The 23,659-nt window shown below is 65.7% G+C and carries 21 protein-coding genes; 11 read left to right on the top strand and 10 right to left on the bottom strand.

Annotation, left to right across the window (positions count from 1 at the left end; translation table 11 throughout):
- On the top strand, positions 1–275 hold a 275-nt coding region (locus EX20_RS29105), incomplete at its 5' end, for a transposase (protein WP_197063152.1).
- Between the two features lie 159 nt (positions 276–434).
- Here EX20_RS29105 and EX20_RS29095 read toward each other — a convergent pair.
- From EX20_RS29095 to EX20_RS29085, 3 genes are all read right to left on the bottom strand, one after another.
- Positions 435–860, bottom strand: a complete 426-nt coding sequence (locus EX20_RS29095) for a cupin domain-containing protein (protein WP_014724038.1) — start codon at positions 858–860, stop codon at positions 435–437.
- A 77-nt stretch (positions 861–937) separates the two neighbouring features.
- On the bottom strand, positions 938–1,765 hold the full coding sequence (locus EX20_RS29090) for an AraC family transcriptional regulator (protein ID WP_014724037.1): 828 nt from the start codon (positions 1,763–1,765) through the stop codon (positions 938–940).
- A gap of 189 nt (positions 1,766–1,954) precedes the next feature.
- Complete coding sequence (locus EX20_RS29085) at positions 1,955–2,782, bottom strand: SDR family NAD(P)-dependent oxidoreductase (protein ID WP_034195535.1); 828 nt, start codon at positions 2,780–2,782, stop codon at positions 1,955–1,957.
- A 99-nt stretch (positions 2,783–2,881) separates the two neighbouring features.
- On the opposite strand from EX20_RS29085, the gene EX20_RS29080 reads away from it, so the two are divergent.
- From EX20_RS29080 to EX20_RS29070, 3 genes are all read left to right on the top strand, one after another.
- A complete protein-coding gene (locus EX20_RS29080; RefSeq protein WP_034195534.1) occupies positions 2,882–3,253 on the top strand; it encodes a heavy metal-responsive transcriptional regulator in 372 nt (123 codons plus the stop codon).
- A gap of 393 nt (positions 3,254–3,646) precedes the next feature.
- The gene (cysS, locus tag EX20_RS29075) at positions 3,647–5,044 is read left to right on the top strand and encodes a cysteine--tRNA ligase (protein ID WP_014724035.1); all 1,398 of its coding nucleotides are present in this window, start codon (positions 3,647–3,649) and stop codon (positions 5,042–5,044) included.
- A gap of 253 nt (positions 5,045–5,297) precedes the next feature.
- Positions 5,298–6,692: a Kelch repeat-containing protein gene (locus tag EX20_RS29070; RefSeq protein ID WP_196480344.1), complete on the top strand. Its 1,395-nt coding sequence runs from the start codon at positions 5,298–5,300 to the stop codon at positions 6,690–6,692.
- A 340-nt stretch (positions 6,693–7,032) separates the two neighbouring features.
- Here the strand turns inward: EX20_RS29070 and EX20_RS29065 are convergent, their stop codons facing one another.
- From EX20_RS29065 to EX20_RS29055, 3 genes are all read right to left on the bottom strand, one after another.
- A complete protein-coding gene (locus EX20_RS29065) occupies positions 7,033–7,644 on the bottom strand; it encodes an alpha/beta fold hydrolase (RefSeq protein ID WP_034195550.1) in 612 nt (203 codons plus the stop codon).
- 53 nt (positions 7,645–7,697) lie between these two features.
- A complete protein-coding gene (locus tag EX20_RS29060) occupies positions 7,698–8,432 on the bottom strand; it encodes a metallophosphoesterase family protein (protein ID WP_034195533.1) in 735 nt (244 codons plus the stop codon).
- A 116-nt stretch (positions 8,433–8,548) separates the two neighbouring features.
- Entirely contained in the window at positions 8,549–9,082 is a 534-nt protein-coding gene (locus EX20_RS29055) for a GNAT family N-acetyltransferase (protein ID WP_034195532.1), read from the bottom strand.
- Between the two features lie 123 nt (positions 9,083–9,205).
- Here EX20_RS29055 and EX20_RS29050 point away from each other — a divergent pair, with 123 nt between their 5' ends.
- Both EX20_RS29050 and EX20_RS29045 read left to right on the top strand, forming a co-directional pair.
- Entirely contained in the window at positions 9,206–9,406 is a 201-nt protein-coding gene (locus EX20_RS29050; protein WP_034195531.1) for a hypothetical protein, read from the top strand.
- Between the two features lie 295 nt (positions 9,407–9,701).
- Positions 9,702–11,624: an SMP-30/gluconolactonase/LRE family protein gene (locus EX20_RS29045; RefSeq protein ID WP_034195530.1), complete on the top strand. Its 1,923-nt coding sequence runs from the start codon at positions 9,702–9,704 to the stop codon at positions 11,622–11,624.
- Between the two features lie 28 nt (positions 11,625–11,652).
- Here EX20_RS29045 and EX20_RS29040 read toward each other — a convergent pair whose 3' ends face one another.
- The 3 genes from EX20_RS29040 to EX20_RS29030 form a co-directional block, all read right to left on the bottom strand.
- Positions 11,653–13,848: a TonB-dependent siderophore receptor gene (locus tag EX20_RS29040; protein ID WP_034195529.1), complete on the bottom strand. Its 2,196-nt coding sequence runs from the start codon at positions 13,846–13,848 to the stop codon at positions 11,653–11,655.
- Between the two features lie 228 nt (positions 13,849–14,076).
- Positions 14,077–15,042 carry a PDR/VanB family oxidoreductase gene (locus EX20_RS29035; protein WP_034195528.1) on the bottom strand — a complete coding sequence of 322 codons (966 nt, stop codon included), beginning with the start codon at positions 15,040–15,042 and terminating at the stop codon, positions 14,077–14,079.
- A complete protein-coding gene (locus EX20_RS29030; protein WP_034195549.1) occupies positions 15,039–16,118 on the bottom strand; it encodes an aromatic ring-hydroxylating dioxygenase subunit alpha in 1,080 nt (359 codons plus the stop codon). The genes EX20_RS29035 and EX20_RS29030 overlap by 4 nt, the downstream gene beginning before the upstream one ends.
- Positions 16,119–16,314: 196 nt before the next feature.
- On the opposite strand from EX20_RS29030, the gene EX20_RS29025 reads away from it, so the two are divergent.
- Positions 16,315–16,803, top strand: a complete 489-nt coding sequence (locus tag EX20_RS29025) for a MarR family winged helix-turn-helix transcriptional regulator (protein WP_011880848.1) — start codon at positions 16,315–16,317, stop codon at positions 16,801–16,803.
- A gap of 70 nt (positions 16,804–16,873) precedes the next feature.
- Here EX20_RS29025 and EX20_RS29020 read toward each other — a convergent pair whose 3' ends face one another.
- Entirely contained in the window at positions 16,874–17,620 is a 747-nt protein-coding gene (locus EX20_RS29020) for a TetR/AcrR family transcriptional regulator (protein ID WP_011880847.1), read from the bottom strand.
- Between the two features lie 170 nt (positions 17,621–17,790).
- Here EX20_RS29020 and EX20_RS29015 point away from each other — a divergent pair, with 170 nt between their 5' ends.
- Genes EX20_RS29015 through EX20_RS29000 form a run of 4 tightly spaced genes read left to right on the top strand, consistent with a single transcriptional unit; the run spans position 17,791 to position 23,453 of the window.
- Positions 17,791–18,972, top strand: coding sequence for an isovaleryl-CoA dehydrogenase (locus EX20_RS29015; RefSeq protein ID WP_011880846.1), 1,182 nt, complete (start codon positions 17,791–17,793; stop codon positions 18,970–18,972).
- A gap of 31 nt (positions 18,973–19,003) precedes the next feature.
- Positions 19,004–20,611 carry a carboxyl transferase domain-containing protein gene (locus EX20_RS29010; protein WP_034195527.1) on the top strand — a complete coding sequence of 536 codons (1,608 nt, stop codon included), beginning with the start codon at positions 19,004–19,006 and terminating at the stop codon, positions 20,609–20,611.
- Positions 20,612–20,630: 19 nt separating this feature from the next.
- Positions 20,631–21,416 carry an enoyl-CoA hydratase/isomerase family protein gene (locus EX20_RS29005; protein WP_034195526.1) on the top strand — a complete coding sequence of 262 codons (786 nt, stop codon included), beginning with the start codon at positions 20,631–20,633 and terminating at the stop codon, positions 21,414–21,416.
- Between the two features lie 36 nt (positions 21,417–21,452).
- Positions 21,453–23,453: an acetyl/propionyl/methylcrotonyl-CoA carboxylase subunit alpha gene (locus tag EX20_RS29000; protein ID WP_034195525.1), complete on the top strand. Its 2,001-nt coding sequence runs from the start codon at positions 21,453–21,455 to the stop codon at positions 23,451–23,453.
- Positions 23,454–23,659 lie beyond the last annotated feature (206 nt).

Genomic DNA, 23,659 nt, shown 5'->3' with positions numbered 1-23,659 from the left:
GTGCATGGGAGCACGTCATACCGTTCTTCGTGTTTCCGCCGGAGATTCGACGAGTTGTCTACACAACGAACGCCATTGAAAGTCTGAACATGCAGTTGCGCAAGATCATCAAGACTCGTGGTCACTTCCCGAATGACGAGGCCGCGATCAAGCTGCTCTGGCTGGCGCTGCGCAACGTGCTGGCCAAGACCGTGCGGGCCGCCTTCGACTGGAAATCAGCGATGAACCAGTTTGCTATCCTGTTTGGCGAGCGATTCACGCAGGCGCGCGGATAACGCGCTGTTCAACCGCCTCGCCCACAAAAATGCGGACAGGTTCGTCGGCCAGAACGAGCCGTCGAACCGATGCGTCCAGATCGACGATGATCGCGCTTCCGCAGACTCGCTCAAGCTCGCCGGCTCCGACTATCTCAGCTGGCATACGCAGAGGCTGCCTTAAATCCACTGGTCGTTCTCGACAGTACGCTCGCCCGCTGCGCCGTCGCCCGTGTTCACCACACCTCGCGGCTCGATCAGCAGCAGCTTTACTTCGGCATTTGCACAGGGCTTGTGTTCGACGCCCTTCGGCACCACCGCCATCTGACCGGCACGCAACACAATAGAACCATCGCCCGAAGGGCCCGCGCGAAATTCGATACGCAACTCGCCTCCGAGCACGATGAACGTTTCGTCGGTATCGGCATGGCGGTGCCACTGAAACTCGCTTTCGACTTTCACAACCTTGAACTGATAGTCATTCATTTCCGCGACGACACGCGGTTGCCAGTGACCGTCGATCAGCGCGATCTTGCCGGTCAAATCGATGGTCTGGCACTGGCCGCGTTCGGCCGGCACGTTGTTGTGTTTCGAGGATTGGGACACCGTTCTCTCCGTTCAAGGGGCAATGCTTCGAGGATATACATGCTCCTTGCGGCCGTATTGAACGATCGTGTGTGTTTTCAGCCGCGGTGAATGCTGCCCGTGACCTGGAGCCAGCGCCCTGGCGTCAGCCCGAATGTTTTCGAGAAGTGTCGCGTCATGTGGCTCTGATCAGAAAAACCCGCGGCCGCAGCGGCGTGAGCGAGCGAGGTGCCAGCGAGCAGCATGCGGCGCACCGTATCGAGGCGCCGCATCGTCAGATAACGGTACGGGCTCGTGCCGTAGAAGGTGCGAAAGTCGTGCGATAGACTCCAGCGATCGCGGCCCGTCGCCGCTTCAAGTTCGACGAGCGTGACGACGCGCGCGCAGTTCACGTGCAAATAGTCGCGCGCGCGCCGCGCCGCGAGGAAATCGCCTTTCGGACGGCGTGTGGGCGTGCCGGCAACAGCGGCAATCGCATGCGTCAGTTCGACGAGGGCATCGCTTTGTTCAAGCGGTTCAAGCCTATAGCCGACGTGCTGCAGCAATGTCGTGGTTGCCGCCGCAAGGCGCGCATCGGTCGTCACGCCGCCTTCGAGGAACGGCAGCGCGCGCCCGCCGAGCACGTCCTGAAAAAGCGCGGGTTCCACGTAGATCATCCGGTACCGAAACCCTTCGTCGGTGCCCGCCTGACCATCGTGAGCCTCGTCGGGATGCAGCACCATCGTGTGGCCTGCCAGGCTGTTTCGCAGGCTGCGCCGATAGTTGAAACTCTGGACGCCAGCGAGCGTGCGACCAATCGCATAGGTATCGTGGCGGTGCATGGCATACGCCTTGCCGTGAAACCACGCTTCGATGCGTTCGACACCTTCTATCGGCTCGGCGCGCCTTACCCAGTCGGGGCATGAGATTGCGGGTTGTCGGTTCATGATGTAGAGCGTGGATGGCCTGACGCATCACGCCGCGGCACGGGCGCTCAGGCGCTGTACGATGCAAAGCCGCTATCCGAATTGTCGCATCGGATAGTCCACTAGCGATGACATGCTACGGTCGACGCGCCGGGTTGAAACGCGGCCGTTCGCGACGCCAAGAGACCACCATTTGAAAACAGCGCAACCCTACGCCTTGATATCTGTTGCCGCGAGATTCCGAACTTCTCTCGGTCGAAGGATTTTTTCAACGAGCCGAGCCGACATCTGACGGCTCAGTAGTCTCTGCAAGTTCGCAAGCAGTCGATTTCGCGTCCCCACAACCCGATAGCTCAGATTACGATCGAGCGCCCACAACGCATCCCGCACCACGTTGGCGACCGGCATCGGCACGCCGACTGCAGCCTCCTTCGCGCCAACAACGTCGAAAAAGGCCGTTTGCGTGGCGCCGGGACATAGCGCGACGACCCGGATGCCCCGCTGCCGGTTTTCAGCCCAAACAGCTTCCGAAAATGACAGGAGAAAGGCCTTCGTCGCGCCGTAGACGGCCATATACGGATCGGGCTGGAATGCCGCGGTTGACGCGACGTTGATGACTGCGCCGCCGGATCGCGCTTGCATCCCCGGCAGCAGAAGATGAGTCAGCTCGATCGCGGCGATGCAGTTCACCAGGACTTCATCGCGCTGGCGCGTCAGCGGAATCGTTTCAAAGCGCCCGTAAGCTGCGAAGCCCGCATTGTTGATCAGCACATCGACGAACGTGCCGGTCCCCTTCAGATGGCGATCGATCGTGTCGACGGCGTCGGCTGCGCTCAGGTCGACCGTCAGAAAATCGGCGTCGCACGCGTAATCGCGCCGCAGTTCCGCGGCCAGATCACGCAGCTTGTCGTGAGAGCGTGCGACCAGCAGGAGTCTCGCACCGCGTTCGGCCAACGCGTGGGCAAACGCGCGCCCGATACCCGATGATGCACCCGTGACGAGTGCTGTTTTTCCGCCAAAATCGAAAGATTTGCTCATGGGCTGCTGATGGAGTGGAACGGGAGTTGCACTCTAAACCGTTGACTATAGGCAACGGTCAAGCGTAAATGACGGTCCACGACATTGATTGGAGGCAGCATGCGCATCGGCGAGCTATGCAAGCGGGCGGGTGTATCGCGCGACACCGTCCGTTACTACGAGCGTATGGGTCTGCTGGATAAAGCAACGCAAGGTAACGCGACGAACACTTACAAGCACTATTCCGAACTTTCGTTACAGCGGATACGGCTGATCGTCCACGCGAAGGCGTTGGGCTTCACGCTGGCGGAAATTGGCGACGTTGTCCATGTATGGGAAAGTCCGACGTTCGGCGTTGACCAAAAGGTCGCGTGCCTGCAAGCAAAGCTCGCCGAACTCGACGCAAAGAGTCTCGCGTTAACCACGCTGCGAACCGGGCTGCTGAATGCGCTGGCCAAAGTTGGCGGCGATTGTGTCGAAGAAGTAGCGTGATCAGTCGCGGCCGGTGCAAGTGTCATCCTGCCCCGCACAGGAACTTCGATGGCCGCTTTGATCGCCCGTGAGGGTCCCTTCAGGGTCGGGTTGAGCCAGTCGGTGCCTGCCGGGGCTGCGGCCGGCCGAGTCCGGCCACAAACGGTCAGTCGGAAGACCACGCTCAAAGCGGCCATTCGCCGGTATTGACCTGCGCAGCCAAACGACGCTAGGATCGTCAGCATGATTAGTCGCTCCAAATCCCTCTTTTCGCTGGTCCGCGCATGTTGTCAAAACGTGCCGGGGAGATGCTGCGTCTAGCGATTAACTACACGTCGCATCAATCGCCTCTGGCCGCCCGTTGCAAAACCGGCGGCCTTTTTGTTTTTGCCCCCTTCGAGACGGAGAGAGTTGATGCAACTTACGTTGTATGACACCTGGTCGCGTACCGTGCGCTCGTTCACGCCAATTCACGCTGGCCGCGTTGGCATGTATTGCTGCGGCCCCACCGTCTATGACCATGCGCATATCGGCAATCTAAGAACGTATGTGTTCGAAGACATTCTGCGCCGGGTGCTCATTCGCAACGGCTACGAGGTCCGTCACGTCGTCAATATCACCGATGTCGGTCATCTGACTTCGGATGCTGACGAAGGCGAAGACAAGATGGAAAAAGGTAGCAGACGGACCGGAGAGTCAGCATGGGCTATCGCTCAGCGCTACACCGAGGCCTTCTTCGCGGATTGGCATGCCCTCAACTTGCTGGAGCCGACGGTATGGTGCCGTGCGACCGATCACATCGCCGAACAGATCGCGTTTATCGGCGAGTTGGAACGGTCAGGCTACGTATACAGGACCAACGACGGCCTCTATTTCGACACAAAAAAGCAGGACGATTACGGCTTTCTGGCCCGGCTCGACCGTGCCGGCCTGCAGGCGGGCAAGCGCGTCGTAGTTGGTGCCAAGCGGAACATCACAGATTTTGCGCTATGGAAGTTCAGTCCGGCGGGCGTAACGCGGCAGATGGAATGGGATAGCCCATGGGGGCGTGGATTTCCGGGCTGGCATATTGAGTGCTCGGCCATGTCGGCGAAGCACCTCGGCATCTGGTTCGACATCCACTGTGGCGGAGAAGACCATATCGCCGTGCATCACAGCAACGAGATTGCACAAACTCAAGCGGCCCACGGCACTCGGCTTGCGAACTTCTGGATGCACGGACATTTTCTAACGCTCGATGCCAACACGAAGATGTCGAAGTCGAGTGGCGATTTTGTTCGCTTGCAGACCTTGCGCACTCGGAACATCGATCCACTTGCCTACCGTTTCCTGTGCATGACGGCTCATTACCGGAGCAAGCTGCATTTCAGCTGGGCGTCTCTTGACGCAGCGCAGACAGCCTTGAACCGGCTGAGGCATCTCTATTCCGGTTGGCCGGACGGTGGCCGCATCGATCCGGATTTCGCCGCGCGCTTCGACGCCGAAGTGAATGAGGACCTGAATCTGCCGAGGGCATTGGCCGTGCTATGGGAGTTGGTCAAGAGCGAGCTCCCATCTGCGACCTTGAAAGCGACTGTCGACAGCTTTGATTATGTTCTGGGCCTTGGGTTACGCGATTGGAAGCCAGTTGCGTCTGACATTCCGGAAAGCATCCGAGTGTTGCTCGGTGAACGTGCTCAGGCCCGAGAGGCAAAGGATTGGGCAAAGGCCGATGAGATACGAAAGATGTTAAACGCCCGAGGCTGGAGAGTCGAGGATGGCAACGACGGACAACGTCTGATCGAAATCGCCACGCCCTCGACAGATATCTGAATGGGTGTTAGCTGCATGGGAGCCGCACTGAATGTCCGGATGGCACAGGCTCGATTGACCGCTTGGGGTCGGTGCGCGCCGTCCTCCGATCCAACGCAGTGTGACGGCGGCATCGGGCGGTCGTCGGCCACAAGCGGTCGGCCGACCACGCAGTCGGAATCGGCGACAATCACGACGAGTTGAGCATATTCCGTGCGACCATGTCCAATGACCAAAGAAATGTTTGCCAGCGATTCGGTACAGAATAATGCGTATGAACACTTTGGGAAGCTCTGAATTACGACGCACTTTGATGGCACTGGGGATCGTCCTGTTGACCGGTGTCTCTATGTTCTACGCGACCGACGAGGTCGGGCAAGCAGATATTGATCGTCCATCGATTGAGCGAACAACCACCAAGACCGCTGGTGTTTGGCAGTCCACGACGCGTATGGTGCTCGCCCGCTACGGGCATACCGCAACCTTGCTACCCAATGGCAAGGTGCTGGTGGCTGGTGGTTTCGGTGGCCCCGGAGGCGGCGGTCTTCTGGCGGTGAGCGAGCTTTACGATCCCGCCCACCCAAAATGGTCCAAGGCGGGCGCCATGGTGCTTCCACGCCAAGCGCACAAAGCGGTCTTGTTGGCCGATGGCAATGTGTTGGTGGCCGGCGGGCTGGCCGCTGACTCAAATAACCTCTCTGCGACGCCTTCGGCTGAGGTCTATAGCCCTACCCGTGGCGTTTGGAATCGTGTCGGGAACATGGCGACGGGGCGATTGGGTCATACGATGACTGTCTTGAAGGACGGTCGCGTGCTTGTCACCGGCGGCCATCGCGCGGATGACGTGATGGATGACGACGCTTTTGCTTCGGCCGAGCTGTTCAATCCCACCGATGGCCAATGGGCAGTCACCGCCAGTATGAGTATTGGACGTCGGGGCCACACTGCCACGCTGTTGCCGAACGGCAAGGTGCTTGTGGTTGGCGGGAGAATGGCGGGGAGCAACGGCGACGCGACCGCCATGGCTGAACTCTTTGACCCCGTCAAAGATACTTGGGTAGCGGTTGCCCCGATGAGGAACGCGCGCTACGGTCACTCCGCAACGCTTCTGCGAAGTGGGAAGGTACTCGTCGTGGGGGGCGAGGACGTCAAGAAAGCCGGCGACGACACCAAGAGGTTGGATGCCGCGATGGCGGAAGTCGTCAAGGAGAAAGGCTCGGACTTCACATCGACCGACTTGGCCATCGCGCTTGCCAAGGATCCCGGGCCTTATCGAAGCTTGGCCGAAATTTACGATCCAGTCACGAACCAGTGGTCGCCCGCGGGAAACCTGAACGCGGCGCGATCTGGGGCTCGCGCTGTGCTGTTGCCGAATGGAAACGTGCTTGTGGCACGAGGCGCTGATGACGAAAGCCTCGACCTTAATTCTTCAGAGATCTATGACGTAAAGACGGGTGTGTGGCGCCTGACGGCGCCCATGAACGACGGCGTGGGCATAGGGGCCACGCTTACCGTGCTGCCCGGTGGTGAGGTGCTCGCTGCGGGCGGGGATCGAGGTTACGTCAAGTCCAAGCCGGGCCTTCGAGAGCGTTTGGCGCAAGGAATCTATCGGGCAGACGATTTCAACGATAACAGCGCACTCTCCTCCGCAGAAATCCTGCGCTACTGATCACTTGATGCGACGCACCTCGCGAAACGCTGCGTTGGTCACGTTCATGTACAACCGATAAGCCACAGCAGAACCCGGAGCGGTGGGGAGGAGACTACGCTAACACGAACGACTGGTTCGGAGAAAAACGGGTGACCGCAGTGGGTCGATCACGGCCCTTGATGAAGTGACGGCAAAAGCAATCTCAGACCTGATCTGACGCTGACTGAGACATCAGGTCTTGACTTACGCAAATTCAAACGCGCCGAACCAAGCGCACCCGACTAAGCGCACCGCCCCACGGCCCCACCGCTGTCACAACACCGTCCACCTCGCGCCACGCGTGCCGAAACACACAGCGTCAAACCCGCTGCAGATGCGCATCGACGAGCGGCGCGAGCGTATCGGCATGCACGGCCGCGAGATCGTGCCGGCCGCCCGGCACCAGATGCAGCCGCGCATCGGGCAGCCGTTCGAGCAGGCGCTGGCCGGCCGCGACCGGGCTGATCGGATCGTCGTCTCCCCACAGCAGCAGCGTCGGTTGTGCGATGCGTCCGATCGCGTCGGACAGGTCGACGTGCAACGTCAGGAACCAGTCGGGCAAGTGCGGATTTGCGCGCGCGAAATCGGTGCGCCAGTCCTGCGCGCCGAGGCCGCGCATGTCGAGGCCGCCGGACGTGACCGTCAGCACCAGATGCGTGACGAGTGCCGGACGTTCGAGCGCCGCGTGCATCGCAATGACCCCGCCCATCGATTGCGCGATCACGGCGGTCGGCCGGTCGATCGTGTGCAGCACGCGGCGCACGAGGCCGTCGAAATCGGTGACGTCGGGATCGGCCGGCGTGTCGCCGAAGCCCGGATAGCCGACGATGCGCCGTTCGGCCGGATGCACGAGGCGGCTCGCGAGCGGCTGCCAGAACGCGGTGCTGCCCGACGCGCCGGGCAGGAAAAGCAGTTGCGAAGGAACGGGCATCGGGCGGTGATTTTCCAGTAAAAGAAGGATGGCGAACGTGACCTGACGGCGCGTCAGCAGCGGCCGGTGCGCAGCGCGACGGCCCACTCGTCGCGGCCGCGCGCGGCTGCCGTGTCGGCAGCCATCTGCCAGTCGTATTCGACGGTATGAAGTTCGGCGTGCCAGCCCGCCGGCGTGCGCGACACGATCGCATAGCGCGCGTGCGGCGAGCCGGTTTCGATCCGGTGCGGATACGGCAAATCGTCCGCATAGGCCGGCAGCCCGACGCTTCCAGGGTTGACGATCGTGCGGCCGTCGGCGAGCCGCGCGACGCGCGGCACATGCGTGTGGCCGCACAGGATCAGCGACGCCGGCTCGTCTCCGGCGCGCTGCGCGATTTCGTCGGGCGTCGCCGCGCGGCAGCCGTCGCGCGTCACCGTTTCGAGAAAATAGTCGAGGTCGCTCGCGGGCGTGCCGTGCACCAGCAGCACGTCGTCGCCGAGCGTCGCGCGTTCAGGCAATGCGGCGAGCCACGCGCGGTGGCGCTCGTGCAGCGTGTCGTGCGCCCAACGGTCGGACAGCCCCATCGCGTCGCGCGTGCGCTCCAGCAGTTGCCGTTCGTGATTGCCGCGGATCGTCGGCAGATCGAGTGCAATCAGGCGATCGGCCGTTTCCGCCGGATGGAGCGCGCCCGAGACGATATCGCCGAGATTGACGATCACGTCGGCGCCGCGGCGGCGCACGTCGTCGAGCACCGCGTCGAGCGCGGCGAGGTTGCCGTGGATGTCGGACAGCGCAGCGATTTTCATGGCGGGGCGAGTCGAGCCGGGGAATGCCGATTGTCGCGAATTCGCCGCGGGCCGTCCAATCGCTTCGACGGCGGGCGCAGTGCCATTCACGAGGCCGGTGCCGGTCGCCCGACGCGTCAGTCCGTCGCGAGGCGCGCGTACATCGCGAAATCGCCGGGCACGCCGCGCACCATCCGGTACGCACGCAGCAAGCCTTCGTAGCGGTAGCCGCATTTCTGCAGCACGCGTAGCGACGCGGCGTTGCTGGCCAGCACGACGCCCTGGACGCGCCTGAAGCCGTCGGCGAACGCCCATGCGGTCACACTCGCGCACAGCGCGCTGGCGATGCCGCGCCCCCAGTACGACGGCGCGAGATCGTACGCGATTTCGGCCGAGCGATTCGCGGTGGACACCGTATGCAGCCCGATCGTGCCGGCGAGCGCGCCGGACGCATCGTCGACGATCGCGAGACGGCGGATCGAATCCGGCTGCGCCGATTCGATCGCGTCGAACAGCGGCAGCAGGTCATCGCGCGAGCGCAGGTTCCAGCTCGTGTGACGGACGACGTCGGGCACCGACAGGTACGCGTACCACGCATCGAGATCGGTACGCTCGAGCTGGCGCAGCGACAGGCCGGGAAAGCCGCAGCGTGGCGGCGCGTCGATTCTCATCGTTCACGCCGAGCGGCGGCGAACGGCAACGGCGACATGCGGTCCATGGCGGCGGGCTCCTCGAAAGGCGGTGCTCGATTATCCGGCGCTGGTTCCTCGGTTGTACAGCGGTGCTATCCAAAGATGGCGGCCGGCTTCAGCGCATGGTCGCATGCACGCCGCAGCGCCGGTTGCGCCGTCGGCGGCATCGGCAAGTCGCCATGCACTGCGTCATTTCTCATCCTTCACGACCTTCGCGACGCGGCGGCATGCACCATGCCCGCCGCGACGCACGATGCCGCACGCGACAATATTTTTTTCTTTCATTTAAATTTCTATTTGTAATCATTCAATCGATTCCGCGTGCGATAAAACCGCTGCGCGAAAATCAGAAAAAATGACATACACGCATCGAATTATTCGGAATAAAGTGCCGAAAAATTCGGCCTGCACAATGCGGGCGCGACACATCGAAGCGTAGCGGCACGCCCAGCGTTGACGAGCAAAGCGCGCGACATCCGCATAACGTAAAGCCGCAAAATAATTCTCGGCACAATTTGATGGAATTTTTCAGAAATCACCAATGTTTCATCTGCGCCGAATTACAGTATCAACAAACAATCGTCCGGGAGCCTCAGTCATGTCAGTGAAACGAATCGGCGCGGTATTGCTTGCGGCATGCATGATGCTCACGGCACCGCTCGCCCACGCGCAGACGCAATACTCGACGGACTGGCTCGCCAACACGTTCGGCACGCTCGCCGCGCACGTCGGCAACGGCGCGCGCTCGCTGTGGGTCGCGCCCGAAGGGGTGATCTATACGTCGTCGCGCTGGGACGAGAACGCCGGCGGCGTCGCGATCTACCAGAACGGGCAGACGCTCGGCACGATCGGCATCCATGACGAGTTCCAGGGCGGCGCGATCACCGGCAACGCGAATTCGCTGTTCGTCGCGCTCGGCTACAACCGCACGTTCGGCAGCGGCTCGGTGGGGCGCTACAACCGCAGCACGAACCAGCGCGACCTGCGCATCCCGGTCAGCACGTGGACGGGCATCCAGTACGCCGACGTGATCACCGGCCTCGCGGCGGCCGGCAACCTGCTGTACGCGAGCGACTTCTACGGCAACCGCGTGCGCGTGTACACGACGGACGGCGTGTGGCAGCGCGACATCGCGGTGTCGGGGCCGGGCGCGCTCGCGCTCGACGCGGCCGGCAACCTGTGGGTTGCGCGCAAGAGCGCGGGCGTGGTCGCGCAGTTCAGCCCGAGCGGCACCGCGCTGGGCACGATCCAGATGGCGGCCCGCGCGCGGCCGGCTTCGCTTTATTTCGATGCGCCGAGCGGGCAGTTGCTGGTGGGCGATGAAGGCCCGGACATGAACATCAAGATATACGCGCTCGCGGGCCAGCCCGCGCAGGTCGGCACGTTCGGCGTGCAGGGCGGCTATCTCGACACGACGACGGGCATCAAGGGGCAGGTCGGCGACAAGCGCTTCACGCGCGTCGCGGGCATCGGCAAGGACGCGGCCGGCAACCTGTACGTGCTCAACAACGCGTGGGGCGGCGGCTGGGATCTCGGGCGCAACGGCAGCACCGATCTCCATTCGTACAGCCCGACCGGCGTCTTGCAATGGAAGTTGCAGGCGCTGAACTTCGAGGCAGCCGCGGCGCCCGATCCGCTCACCGACGGCGCGTTCTTCTACAGCGGCAACACCGTGTACACCGGCACCGCGGGCGGCACGTTCGTCGCGAACACGATCGATCCGTTCACCTATCCGAAGGATCCGCGCCTCGACATGAACGACTATCAGCGCGGCCAGCATTTCGGTCAGCTCGCGCGGGTGAACGGCACGCGGATGCTCGTCGCGACCGGGCAGAACCCCGGCAACTACAACATCTATCACTTCAACGCGGCGAACGGCTACATCGCGATTCCAGACGGTTCGATCCCCGGCAAGCCGTTCAATACGAGCCTGCAGGCGACCGCCGGTTTCATGCTCGACGACAACGGCGACGTCTGGGCCGGCCTCGATCGCACCAACACGATCTCGCACTATCCGATGACGGGCCTCGACGCGACCGGCAAGCCGTCATGGGGCAAGCCGGTGCAGATTCCGATTCCGCGCACGGTGCTGCCGCTCACGCGGATCATCTATCAGGCCGACAGCGACACGATGATCCTCGCGCAGGGCATCGCGGGCACCTGGGACTGGACGGCGATGAACGGGCACATCGAGGTCTATCGCGGCTGGAAAGCCGGCAATACGACCACGCCGAACGTCGCGATCGACCTGACCAGCGCGAACCCGAAGTCGATCGCGGCAGCAGGCCATTACCTGTTCGTCGGCTACGTGCACACGGTGCCGAACGTCGACGTGTTCGATCTGAACACCGGTAGCCTCGTCACCACGCTGACGAACTCGAACACGGCGGCGATGGATGTCGGCAACGACGTCGACTCGATGTACGGAATTCGCGCGTATCTGCGCTCGACGGGCGAGTACGTGATCACGAAGGACAATTACAACGGTTCGAGTCTCGTCGTGTATCGCTGGCGGCCGTGACGCGCGTGTGGCGCGCGGCCGCCGCACATCAGAACGACACCGTGGTCGTCAGCGTGACGAGCCGCGGCTCGCCGACCGCCACGATCAGGTTGCTGTTGCTCGACGGGTAGTAGGTCTTGTCGAGCAGGTTCTTCACGTTCAGCTGGATGCGCGTCGGGAACTTGCCGACCATCGTTTCATACGCGGCGAACGCATCGACCGTCACGTAGCCGGGCAGCGTGAAGCTGTTGGCGGTGTCGCCGGGCCGCGCGCCGACCAGCCGCGCGCCGCCGCCGAAGCGCCAGCGTCCGGGCAGATTCGCGATCGCCGTGTCGTACACCGCGAACAGGCTGCCGGTGTGGCGCGCGACGTTGACGAGCGGCGTGTTGCTGTCGCGATCGTTCGCGTTCGTGTAGGCGTAGCTGCCGATCAGGCTCAGGTGCCGCGTGAGCTGCCCGGCGACGTCGAGCTCGATCCCGCGCGAGCGCGCAGTGCCGATCGTCGACGTGAGGTCGCCGACGGTGACCGCGACGTTGCGCTTGTCGATCTGGTAGGCGGCGAGCGTGCCGCTGATCGCGGGCGTCATGCTGAACTTCAGCCCGGCCTCCAGCACGCGGCCGAACTCCGGCGCGAGCGGCGCGGCGACGTTCGACGCGACGTTCGGCTTGAACGAGCGGCTCACGTTCGCGTACGCGGTCAGCGACGGCGTGAGCGCATACGCGAGCCCGAACTGCGGCAGCCACACGTTGCCGTGCGAGCGGTCGGCGAACACGAACGGCCGGCCCATTCCCGATTCCTGCTGCCAGTCCTCCCAGCGCAGCCCCGCCGACGCGGTGAGCCGCTCGGTGAGCTTCACCGTGTCCTGCACGATCATCGAATACGCGTGGACTTTCGACAGCGAATCGCTTTGCTTCGCGCTGACGGTGCCGCCCGGCGCGAGCAGGCCGTACACGGGATCGTAGAGATCGAAGCCCTTGGTCGCCGTGCCGCGGATCGTGTCGCCGCGGAAGCTGCGCTGCAGTTCGTATTCGCCGCCGATGTACAGCGCATGGTGCATCCCGGCGAGCGTCAGGTTGCCGAGCAGGCCGAGCGTCGCGATCTGGTCGGCGTCGTTGCGGCCGAGGTTCGCGTCGGACGAGCGCGTCAGCGCGCCGGTCTTGCTGTTGAACGCAGCCGCGCGCGTGAGGTACTGATCGTAGCGATCGCGGCCCCAGCCGTAGGTCGCGCGGACACGCCACGCGTCGGAGAAGCGATGCTCGATGCGCGCGCGCAGCGTTTCCTGGATGCCGCCGCTCTGCGACCACGCCTCCTCGTAGCGGCGGTAGCGCAGCGCATCGTCGGGGCGGCCGTTGACGAGCACGGTGCCGCGGTCGAACGGCGTCGTGTAGTCGACGTATTGATAGGCGACGTCGATCGACGTGTTCGCGTCGTGCCACGACAGCGCGGGCGCGATCAGCGCATCGCGCTCGCGGCCGAAGCTGCGCCAGTAGCGGCTCGTGTCGTATTCGCCGGTGAGGCGGAACGCGAGCGTGCCGCCGGCGACCTGCCCCGGCTTGCCGAGCGGGCCGGTGAGGTCGAACTGCGCGCTGCTGCCGCCATGGCTCGTGCGCGATGCCGAGATCGAGCCGCCGAATTCGGCCTCCGGCTTGCGCGTGACGAGATTGATCACGCCGCCCGGGTCCTGCATCCCGTACAGCAGCGAAGCCGGGCCCTTCAGCACTTCGACGCGATCGATCGTCGCGAGATAGCTGTGCAGCACCGGCGTACGGACGCCGTCGACGAGCACCGAGCCGTCGTTGTTCGAACCGAAACCGCGCTTGATGAACGCATCGCGCGTGCCGCCGAGCGTGTTGGTCTGCGTGATGCCGCTGACGTTGCCGAGCACGTCGTCGAGCGAGTTCGCGTGCTGGTCCTCCATCACGGCGCTGCTGACGACGGCGATCGATTGCGGAATGTCCTTGAGCGCGCGATCGTCGCCGCCCGCGATGCTGCTGGTGCGCGGCTGGTAGCCGACGGTCGGATCGGCGACCGCCGACGCGCTGATGCTGATCGCCGGCAGTTCGCGCTCGGCCGCGGGCGGCGCGGCGGGCGACGCCGCGTCGGCCGCCGAGGCCGCCGAGGCAGGCGCGGCACGCTGGGCCTGCGCGTGTGCGCCGCCGGCGACGCAAAGGGTGATCAGGGCAGGCAGGCCCGCGCGCCACGGACGCAAAGCCCGCGCGCGGCGGAGCGGTCGACGAAATGACATGAATCGTTCAATGACGGAGTGCTGAGGAAAGAGCCGCAGCGTCCGAAATGCGTCACCGCGGCAGGATGCGCATGATATATGTAATGAGAATCGTTTTCAATTGTAAATGTGGGGCGGCGTGCGTCGAAGCCGTCGCGGGCTCGGCTCGCGAAGTGACCGACGTGTGGGGTACACGTCGATCGTCTGCTGCATCGTGAACGGCGGCCTATGGCCGCCCGCGTGCCGCGTCTACAGGTCGAGCACGAGCAGGTCGCTGCGGGCACGCGAACAGCACGGCATGAACTGGTCGCCGGCGGCCTGTTCCGCTTCCGTCAGATACGAATCGCGATGGTCGGGCTCGCCTTCGAGCACGCGCGTCACGCAGGTGCCGCATACGCCCTGCTCGCACGAGGTCAGCACGTCGATGCCGTGGGCCGCGAGCGCGGCGACGACCGTGCAGTCCGCCGGCACGTCGACCACCTTGCCGCTGCTCGCGAGCCGGACCTGGAACGCGCGCTCCGCACCCGACGCGACGACCGCGCCGCCGAAGAACTCGTAGTGCAGCCGCGCGTCGGGCCAGCCGCGGGCGCGTGCGGCGTCCAGCACCGCGTCCATGAAACCGCGCGGGCCGCAGACGTACAGGTGCGTGCCGGCAGGCGCCGCGTCGAGCACCGCGGGGAGATCGAAGCGTTGCGCGGCGTCGCCGTCGTCGACGTGCAGGCGCGTGCGGTCGCGGAACGCGGCGGTATTGATCTGCTCGACGAACGCCATGCGTTCGAGCGAGCGCGCGCAGTAATGCAGGTCGAACGACTCGCCGGCCGCGGACAACTGTTCGGCCATGCTGAGCATCGGCGTGACGCCGATGCCGCCGGCGAGCAGCAGATGATGCGAAGCGTCGCGCGCGAGCGGGAACTGATTGCGCGGCATGCCGATGCGCAGCGTGTCGCCCTGCCTGACCTCATCGTGAATCGCACGTGAGCCGCCGCGGCCGTCGGCGTCGCGCAGCACCGCTATCCGATAGCGATCGCCGTGGCGCGGGTCGTTGCACAGCGAATACTGGCGCACGAGGCCGCCCGGCAGATGGACGTCGATATGGGCGCCGGCGTCGAAGCGGGGCAGCGGCGAACCGTCGTCGGCGACGAATTCGAAGCCGCAGATGTCGCGCGCTTCCTGCCACTTGCGGGCCACCCGGACGGTCAGCGTCGGCGCGCTCACGACGCCGCCTCGATCCGCACGACCGCAGCCGTGGCCGACGGCGCGCCGCCGGCCTCCTCGGCGGCGAGCAACCGGTCGATCACCTTGCGCGACAGCACGCCGCCCGCGTCGATATTGAGCTTCAGCAGCTTGCGCTCGGGCCATTGCTCGAGATTGCGCTGCTGGCGCTCGAGCATCTCGAGATCCTCGGCGAAGATCTTGCCCTGGCCTTCGCGGATCGTCGCGGTCAGCGCATCGTCGTCGGGCCGGAAGTTGCGCGCCATTCCCCAGAAATACCAGATCGAACCGTCGGTTTCCGGCGTGATGAAGTCGACGACGATCGACGACGCCTTGTGCTCCGCCGGCGCGTCGTAGCCGCCGTGGCCCGCATGCGCGACGCCCACTTCGATCATCACGTGGCTCGGTGGCGTGAAGCGGCAGATCTGCCAGCGGTCGACCGGCACGTCGTCGGCGAGCCCGTTGCCGCGCAGCGCCATCTGCCAGAACGGCGGCGGCATCACGTTGTGCATGAAGCGGCTCGTGACGACTTCGTCGCCGTGGCTGGTGGTCTTCGGCGGTGCTTCGTCGATTTCCTTCTGGCCGATGCTCGTCGCGTGCACGTAGGTCTCGTGCGTGAGGTCCATCAGGTTGTCGATCATCAGCCGGTAGTCGCAACGGATGTGATACAGGCCGCCGCCGTGCGCCCACGCCGGATCGTCGGCCCACGTCAGCGCGGGCAGGGCGGCCGGATCGGCGCGGGACGCATCGCCCGGCCACACCCACACGAAGCCGTAACGCTCGACCACCGGAAAGCTGCGGATCGCCGGAAAGCCGCCGACGCGCTGGCCGGGCATCGCCGCCGTCTTGCCGTTGCAGCCCATCTCCAGCCCGTGATAGCCGCAGACGAGCACGCCGTCGCGCACGAAGCCGAGCGACAGCGGCGCGCCGCGGTGCGGGCAGAAATCCTCGAGCGCGGCGACGCGGCCGTCCGCCGCGCGATAGAACACCATCGATTCGTTGCAGATTTTGCGGCCGAGCGGCTTGCCGTCGATTTCATCGGGCGTGCATGCCACGTACCAAGCGTTCTTGAGAAACACGTTCGTCGTCTCCTTCGGGGCGGTGCCGGTGGTCGGCACTTCTTCATTCCGTGTACTGAATGAGATTCAGTGTACTTATCGAAATGGGCGACGACAAGGCGGGCGGTATACTGGTTTTCCCGGCCAATGGCGCGACGCTGCGCGATGCCGCTGGCGCGCGCAACCGCGCGCGCCGCCTTATGTGACCGACTCATCCATGGAAAAAACGAACCCCGCCGACGTGCCGGCTTTCCCGTTCGATCTGTACGACGAACCGGGGCACCTGATCCGGCGCGCGCACCAGATCGCGGTGGCGATGTTCTACGAGAAGCTGGGGCGCGACGTCACGCCGGTGCAGTACGCGGTGCTGAGGATGCTCCAGGAAAGCCCCGGGCTCGACCAGGTGACGCTGGCGCAGCGCGTCGCGCTCGACACGTCGACGACCGCCGATCTGGCGGCACGCCTCGAAGCGAAAGGGTTGATCGTGCGCGAAGTGCTGCCGCGGCGGCAGCGGCGCCTGCTGTTGACGCCGGCGGGCGTCGAACTGCTCACGCATCTGATTCCGTCGGTGCAGGCGTTGCGCGCGGGCCTGTTCGACGGGATGGGCGAAGACGACTCACGCGAACTGGTGCGGCTGTTGCGCAAGTTCGTCCATTTGAACAACGAGCAAAGCCGCGCGCCGTTGCGGGCCGCGGACGCGTCGTAGCGGCAGCGAGGCGCCACCGCGCCACGCGCGTCGAGTTGGGGGTTACGGCGGCACAACACCGCCGCCCGCATCATGCCTCCGGCGCGTGTCCTTCCAGCCGGCGCATCGCTTCGGCCACCTCGTTCCTGAAGCGCACCAGCGCCGCCTGCTCCGGCGCGGGCGGCTGCACGGCCGCCCACAGCATGTCGATCAGCTGCGTGGCCGTCGTTTCCGTGTCGAGCTTTCGGTGCCCGAGGATCGCGTCCCACAGCACGTGCTCGATCGGCCCGAACACCATCGAGCGCAGCAGGCTCAGCGGCATGTCGCCGCGCACCTGGCCGGCCGCCTGGCCGCGCGCCAGCACATCCATCAGCGGCGCCGTGTAGCGGCGCTGCAGCGCGGTCAGCTCGTCGCTCAGCGCATGCTGCTTCGCGCGGCCTTCCGACAGCACCAGCGCACACAGCCCCGTGCCGTTCACCAGCATCAGCCGCAGGTGCGTGCGCACGATGAACGCGAACTGCTGCTGCACCGACGCGTCCTGCGGCATGCCGAGTTCGAACGCGGCGATGATCTCGTCGTACCAGTCGGCGATCACGCGCGCGCACAGCTCGCGCTTGCCGCGGAAATAGCTGAACACCGTCGCCTCCGACACGCCGACGCGCTGCGCGATCTCGGCAGCCGTCGCATGCTCGTAGCCCTTTTCGGCGAACACCTCGCGCCCGGCGCGCAGGATGTCCTGCACGCGCTGCTGGGACTTGCGCCCGGCGGGGGCGCGCGACGGCTCGGCGCGCTCGGCTTTGGCGGTGGCGGTCATGGTGTCGGGGCGGGCGTCTGTCATGCCCGCAATGATATCTGAGTGTCACTCAAAAAACTATTGACGCCAAACCGGACGACGCGCGAAACTGTGCGAAATATACGCTGCATTGGCTTAATGAATCGACGCATTGATCCGATTTGAGCGAAACTCAGAAATCGGCGCATGCGCAACTTTCTGGAGACGGAGGAGACATGATCAACCTGCCTGGCGTGCAATTCATGCTCGGTGAAGACATCGAGATGCTGCGCGACGCCGTCGCGACGTTCGCGGCGAAGGAAATCACGCCGCGCGCGGCGGAGGTCGACCGCACCGACCAGTTTCCGATGGATCTGTGGAAGAAGTTCGGCGATCTCGGCGTGCTCGGCATGACCGTCTCCGAGGAATACGGCGGCGCGAACATGGGCTACACGGCGCACATGGTCGCGATGGAGGAGATCTCGCGCGCCTCGGCGTCGATCGGCCTGTCGTACGGCGCGCACTCGAACCTGTGCGTGAACCAGATCCACCGCAACGGCAGCGACGCGCAAAAGCGCAAGTACCTGCCGAAGCTCGTGTCGGGCGAACACATCGGCGCGCTCGCGATGAGCGAGCCGAACGCCGGCTCCGACGTCGTCAGCATGAAGCTGCGCGCGGACAAGCACGGCGACCGCTACGTGCTCAACGGCACGAAGATGTGGATCACCAACGGCCCCGACTGCGACACGCTGGTGGTCTACGCGAAGACGGACGTCGACGCCGGCTCGCGCGGCATCACCGCGTTCATCGTCGAGAAGGGGATGAAGGGCTTCTCGGTCGCGCAGAAGCTCGACAAGCTCGGCATGCGCGGCTCGCACACGGGCGAGCTGGTGTTCCAGGACGTCGAGGTGCCGGAGGAGAACATCCTCGGCCAGCTCAACGGCGGCGTGAAGGTGCTGATGAGCGGCCTCGACTACGAGCGCGCGGTGCTGTCGGGCGGCCCGACGGGCATCATGGCCGCGTGTCTCGACGCGGTGGTTCCGTATATCCACGACCGCAAGCAGTTCGGCCAGTCGATCGGCGAATTCCAGCTGATCCAGGGCAAGGTCGCCGACATGTACACGACGTTCCAGGCGTGCCGCGCGTATCTGTACGCGGTCGGCCGCCATCTCGACTCGGCCGGCAGCGACCACCTGCGCCAGGTGCGCAAGGACTGCGCGGGCGTGATCCTGTACACGGCCGAGAAGGCCACCTGGATGGCCGGCGAGGCGATCCAGATCCTCGGCGGCAACGGCTACATCAACGAATATCCGGTCGGCCGGCTGTGGCGCGATGCGAAGCTGTACGAGATCGGCGCCGGCACCAGCGAGATCCGCCGGATGCTGATCGGCCGCGAGCTGTTCGCGGAAACGATGTAACGCCCCACGTCACGCGAACGGAGCCTCGCCGATGCCGATCATCGAATCGAAACTGAACCCGCGCTCGGAAGACTTCCGCGCGAACGCCGCGGCGCTGGAGGCCGTCGTCGCCGATCTGCGCGCGAAGATCGAACAGCTCGCGCAAGGCGGCGGCCAGGCCGCGCGCGACAAGCACCTCGCGCGCGGCAAACTGCTGCCGCGCGACCGGATCGCCCAGCTGCTCGACCCCGGTGCGCCGTTCCTCGAGCTGTCGCAGCTCGCCGCGAACGGGATGTACAACGACGACGCGCCGGGCGCGGGCCTGATCACCGGGATCGGCCGCATCGCCGGCCGCGAATGCGTGATCGTGTGCAACGACGCGACGGTCAAGGGCGGCACCTACTACCCGATGACCGTGAAGAAGCATCTGCGCGCGCAGGAAATCGCCGCGGAAAACCGCCTGCCGTGCGTGTACCTCGTCGATTCGGGCGGCGCGAACCTGCCGAATCAGGACGACGTGTTTCCCGATCGCGACCACTTCGGCCGGATCTTCTACAACCAGGCGACGATGTCGGCCGCGGGCATCGCGCAGATCGCGGTCGTGATGGGCTCGTGCACGGCCGGCGGCGCGTACGTGCCGGCGATGAGCGACGAGTCGATCATCGTGAAGAACCAGGGGACGATTTTCCTCGGCGGACCGCCGCTCGTGAAGGCCGCGACCGGCGAGGAAGTGAGCGCCGAGGATCTCGGCGGCGGCGACGTGCACACGCGGCTGTCGGGCGTGGTCGACCACCTCGCGCAGAACGACGCGCACGCGCTGTCGATCGCCCGCAGCATCGTCAGCCATCTCGCGCCGAGGATCGCCGCGCCGGTCGCGCTGCGCGAGCCGAAGCCGCCGCGCTACGACGCGCGCAGCCTGTACGGCGCGATTCCGGTCGATACGCGCAAGCCGTTCGACGTGCGCGAGGTGATCGCGCGGATCGTCGACGATTCGGAATTCGATGAATTCAAGGCGCGCTTCGGCACGACGCTCGTCACGGGCTTCGCGCACATCTGGGGCCATCCGGTCGGGATCGTCGCGAACAACGGCATCCTGTTCTCCGAATCGGCCGTGAAGGGCGCGCATTTCATCGAGCTGTGCTGCCAGCGCAGGATCCCGCTCGTGTTCCTGCAGAACATCACCGGCTTCATGGTCGGCCGCAAGTACGAGAACGAAGGCATCGCGCGCCACGGCGCGAAGATGGTGACGGCCGTGTCGAACGCGAAGGTGCCGAAGTTCACGGTGATCATCGGCGGCTCGTTCGGCGCGGGCAACTACGGAATGTGCGGCCGCGCGTTCGGCGCGCGCTTCCTGTGGATGTGGCCGAACGCGCGTATCTCGGTGATGGGCGGCGAGCAGGCGGCCTCGGTGCTCGCCACCGTGCGTCGCGACGGGATCGAGGCGAAGGGCGGCACGTGGTCGGCCGACGAAGAGGAAGCGTTCAAGCAGCCGATCCGCGATCAATACGAGCGCCAGGGCCATCCGTACTACGCGAGCGCGCGGCTGTGGGACGACGGCGTGATCGATCCGGCGCAGACGCGCGACGTGCTCGGGCTCGGCCTCGCCGCGTCGATGAATGCGCCGATCGACGAGACGCGCTTCGGCGTGTTCCGCATGTGACGGCGCGGAGGACTCACCGATGCGATACGAAACGATCAAGGTAAGCGAGGCCGGCCGCGTGGCGACCGTCACGCTCGCGCGGCCGGACGTGCGCAACGCGTTCAACGAGACGACGATCGCCGAGCTGACCACCGCGTTCGAATGGCTCGACGCGCATGCGGGCGTGCGGGCGGTCGTGCTCGCCGCCGAAGGCGCGGCGTTCTGCGCGGGCGCGGACCTGAACTGGATGAAGAAGATGGCCGGTTACTCGGATGCCGAGAACCGCGCCGACGCGCGCAAGCTCGCGCGCATGCTCGAGGCGATCCACGGCTGCAGCAAGCCGGTGATCGCGCGCGTGCACGGCGACGCGTACGCGGGCGGCGTGGGCCTCGTCGCGGCGGCCGACATCGCGATCGCGGCCGACGGCGTGAAGTTCTGCCTGTCGGAAGCGCGGCTCGGGCTGATCCCCGCGACGATCGCGCCGTACGTGGTGCGCGCGATGGGCGAGCGGGCGGCGCGCCGCTACTTCACGACGGCCGAAGTGTTCGACAGCGCGCGCGCCGCGTCGCTCGGCTTCGTTCACGACACGGTGCCGGCCGCGGCGCTCGACGACACGGTCGCGAAGCTGGCCGCGACGCTCGTCGCGAACGGCCCCGACGCGGTGCGGGCCTGCAAGCGGCTCGTCGCAGACGTGGCCGGCCGGCCGCTCGACGCGACGCTCATCGAGCAGACCGCCGACTGGATCGCGCGCACCCGCGCCGGCGCGGAAGCGCGCGAAGGGATCGCGTCCTTCCTCGAAAAACGCACGCCTTCGTGGCGTGACTGACGGCGTGTCCATCACTTTCCGGACGACATCGAAGCCATGTTCGACAAGATTCTGATCGCCAATCGCGGCGAAATCGCCTGCCGCGTCGCCGCGACGTGCAAACGTCTCGGGATTGCGAGCGTCGCCGTCTATTCCGACGCGGACGCGAACGCGAAGCACGTCGCCGCCTGCGACGAAGCCGTGCACATCGGCGGTTCGGCGGCCGCGGACAGCTACCTGCGCATCGAGCGCATCATCGAGGCCGCGCGCGCCACCGGCGCGCAGGCCATCCACCCCGGCTACGGCTTCCTGTCCGAGAACGAAGATTTCGCGCAGGCGTGTCACGCGGCCGGCATCGCGTTCATCGGGCCGCCGGTCGACGCGATCGCGGCGATGGGCTCGAAGGCGGCCGCGAAGGCGCTGATGCACGCGGCGGCGGTGCCGCTCGTGCCCGGCTATCACGGCGACGACCAGACGCCGGCCCATCTGCATCGCGAAGCCGACCGGATCGGCTACCCGGTGCTGCTGAAGGCGAGCGCGGGCGGCGGCGGCAAGGGGATGCGCGTGGTCGAGCGCTCGGAGGACTTCCCGGCGGCGCTCGCGTCGTGCCAGCGCGAGGCCGCGAGCAGCTTCGGCAACGATCGCGTGCTGATCGAGAAGTACCTGACGCGGCCACGTCACGTCGAAGTGCAGGTGTTCGGCGACACGCACGGCAACACCGTGTACCTGTTCGATCGCGACTGCTCGGTGCAGCGTCGTCACCAGAAGGTGCTCGAGGAAGCGCCGGCGCCCGGCCTGCACGACGACGTGCGGCAGGCGATGGGCGAAGCGGCGGTCGCGGCGGCGCGCGCGGTCGGCTACGTCGGCGCGGGCACCGTCGAATTCATCATGACGGGCGACGCGTTCTATTTCATGGAAATGAACACGCGGCTGCAGGTCGAGCATCCGGTGACCGAGATGGTCACGGGGCTCGATCTCGTCGAATGGCAGCTGCGCGTCGCCGCGGGCGAGCCGCTGCCGTTGCAGCAGCACGAGCTGCGCGTGCAGGGCCATGCGATCGAGGCGCGCCTCTATGCGGAGAATCCGGCGCGCGGCTTCCTGCCGTCCACCGGCACGCTCAGGCATTTGCGGCTGCCGGACGGCGTCGAGTTCGCGATCGGCGCGCCGGTGCGCGTCGACAGCGGCGTGCGCGAAGGCGATGCGATCACGCCGTTCTACGATCCGATGATCGCGAAGCTGATCGTGCACGGCGCGGATCGTGCGGAAGCGCTCGGCCGGATGCTGCGCGCGCTGCGCGCGTGCGAAGTGGTCGGGCTGCACACCAACACGGCGTTTCTGCAGCGGATCGTCGCGTGCGAGCCGTTCACGATGCCCGATCTCGACACGGGCCTGATCGAGCGCAATCACGACGCGCTGTTCGCGCCGCGCAAGCCGCCGCGCGCGGCGCTCGCGCTGGCGTGCGCGGCGCTGTTCGCGCGCGAGCGCGACGCGGCCGCGCATGCGGGCCGCTCGCCGTGGTGCGCGCTGCCGGATTGGCGTCTGAACGCCGGCTATCGCCGCACGCTCGAATGGCATGAGCCGGAGCGCGAAGTGGACCTGACGGTCGCGTACGACGACGACGGCGGCCGTGCGCGCCTCGCGATCGGCGACGCCGCCGCGCAGCCGTTCGAGTGGACGCGCGGCGCGACGCCGCTCGACTTCGACGTGACGCTCGGCGGCGTGCGCAGCAGCGGGCGCGTCTATGCCGACGGCGATACGTTCCACGTGTTCACGCAGGGCGCGGCTGAGACGTTCGAATGGCGCAACCTGCTCGCGCATGCGGGCGATGCCGAGCACGGCGGCGGCCGCCTGACCGCGCCGATGCCCGGCAAGGTGATCGCGGTGCTGGTCGAGCCGGGCCAGAAGGTCGAGGCCGGCACGCCGCTGATCGTGATGGAAGCGATGAAGATGGAGCACACGATCGGCGCGCCGGGGCCGGGTGTCGTCGCCGAAGTGCTGTACGGCGTTGGCGATCAGGTCGCCGATGGCGCGCAGCTGCTGATGATGGCGGAAGGCTGATGCAGGCAGCGGCCGAGCGTCGGCCGGCAGGCCGGGCGAGACGGCGGCTGCCGTCGCAGCGGCAGCGGCAAGCAGCAGGTTGATCGGCGTTGGAAACGCGTGAAAAGCCCGCGCTCGGGCGCACGTTCGAGTGGCCGGGCGCCCGCGCGGCGCATGACGATCCATGACAGTCGGGCGGCGCACGCTACGTTAGACTGGCGGATAGT

It is taken from the genome of Burkholderia sp. WP42, from assembly GCF_000745665.1.
Classification (GTDB): Bacteria; Pseudomonadota; Gammaproteobacteria; order Burkholderiales; family Burkholderiaceae; genus Burkholderia; species Burkholderia vietnamiensis.
The sequence above is the reverse complement of the archived record's forward strand: the minus strand, read 5'-3'. Positions and strand labels throughout refer to the sequence as shown.